The 1745-nt window shown below is 35.1% G+C and carries 2 protein-coding genes; both read left to right on the top strand.

What is annotated here, in order from left to right:
- Nucleotides 1–117, top strand: a 117-nt coding sequence (locus ACOSP6_RS00500; RefSeq protein ID WP_422095660.1) for a T9SS type B sorting domain-containing protein, incomplete at its 5' end; no start/stop codon positions are given.
- A 41-nt stretch (nt 118–158) separates the two neighbouring features.
- Nucleotides 159–1745 (top strand): PKD domain-containing protein (locus ACOSP6_RS00495; protein ID WP_422095678.1); only part of this gene is annotated, 1587 nt, incomplete at its 3' end.

Here is a 1745-nt window from a genome sequence, read left to right as displayed (position 1 = left end):
GGATTATACAACGGAAAAGTATTGCCTTCAAACGACTACTGGTTCAACATTGAATTAACCGATAGAAACGGAAATAAAATCAGCAGAAAAGGACATTTCTCACTACTTAGAAAATAAATAAGTATTTTTTATTTTAGCGGTAAAAATAACCTAAGACTATGAAAAGAATTATTTTGGTTTTAATCTGCTTTTTAAGTGTCCATTTAATTGCACAAGATGGCGCGACCACTTGTGATATGGCTGAACCAATGTGTTCTGACAATGCTGGTGTAAAAATATTCAATAATGTTACTAACATTCCTAGCACAGGTCAAATAGGTTGTTTGGCAACAACTCCCAATCCAGCTTGGTTTTTTATTAGAGTTCAAAGTAGTGGAAATTTAAACTTTAGAATTATACAGTCTTCTAATTTTGATGCTAGCGGAAATGCATCAGGTGTTCCCATAGATGTTGATTTCGTTGCTTGGGGGCCATTCGCTTCCCCTGATTCGAACTGTTCTAACTTAGCGAACAACTGTGTGGATAATGCAGGAAATACAATTACTTGTCCGAATAATACAGCCCTACCGGACTTCTATATCAATAACGATGATAATACAAATATTGTTGATTGTAGTTACGATGGAACTTCTATTGAAACTTTCACAATTAACAATGCACAAGCTGGCGAGTTTTATATTTTACTAATTACAAATTTCGAAAATATTGCGGGGCAAATAAAGTTAGAGCAAACAAATTTTGGAGCATCTGATGCAGGTATTACCGACTGTTCGATTATTGTAGGTGAACTTGGTGAAGACCAAACAGTTTGCGATGGAACTCCGGTAACTCTTGATGGAACTCCAATAACAGGAACCGCTACTTCTTACGAATGGCAAATTGATACTGGCTCAGGTTTTACTACAATTTCCGGTGAAACAAATGCTACACTTACTATTAGTAATAATCAATCTGGTATTTATCGAGTAATAATTACCGACGATACAGGTAATACAACTTCAGATGATGTAACCATAACATATTACCCAATCCCTGTAGCAAACGCTATAACAGATATTAATTATTGTGATGCTGATATGGATGGATTTAACACCTTCGATCTCGATAATGATGTTACTCCTCAAATATTAGGCGCTCAGGATGCTAACCAATTTGAAGTAAACTATTTTTTAAGTCAAGCAGATGCAGATAATAATAGTGTTCCAAATGCAATAATGAGTCCGTATACCAATCCCTCTCCTTTTAGCAATCAAACCGTATTTGTTCGAATACATAATACACTTGCTCCAGAGGCTTGTTACGATATTACCCAATTTAATTTAAGTGTCTCTGCTTTACCAGCACCAAGTCAACCTTCCGATTATATCGTTTGTGATGATGTTGTTAATGGAGGTGATACAGATGGATTTTTTAATGATTTTATTTTATCAACCAAAGACAGTGAAGTCTTAGGCGGATTGGATCCTACTCTATTTAATGTTTCTTATCACACAACTTTGTCAGGTGCACAAACAGACAATGCTACTGATGTAATTGATAAAAACAATCCTTACAGAAATACTACAATTAATGAGCAAACCATTTTTGTAAGAATCGAAAATGTCGCTAATACCAATTGTTTTGTTGCTTCCGATCCTGGAACAACTTTTATGCCTTTTCGATTAATTATCAATCCACTTCCTGTAATTGCGAACAATCCAGCACAGATTAATCAATGTGATACGGATAGCGATCTTACAACAAAC

Source organism: Tenacibaculum sp. MEBiC06402, assembly GCF_049239625.1.
Classification (GTDB): Bacteria; Bacteroidota; Bacteroidia; order Flavobacteriales; family Flavobacteriaceae; genus Polaribacter.
Note: the sequence above shows the minus strand (reverse complement) of the source record. Positions and strands in the feature narration are given on the sequence as shown.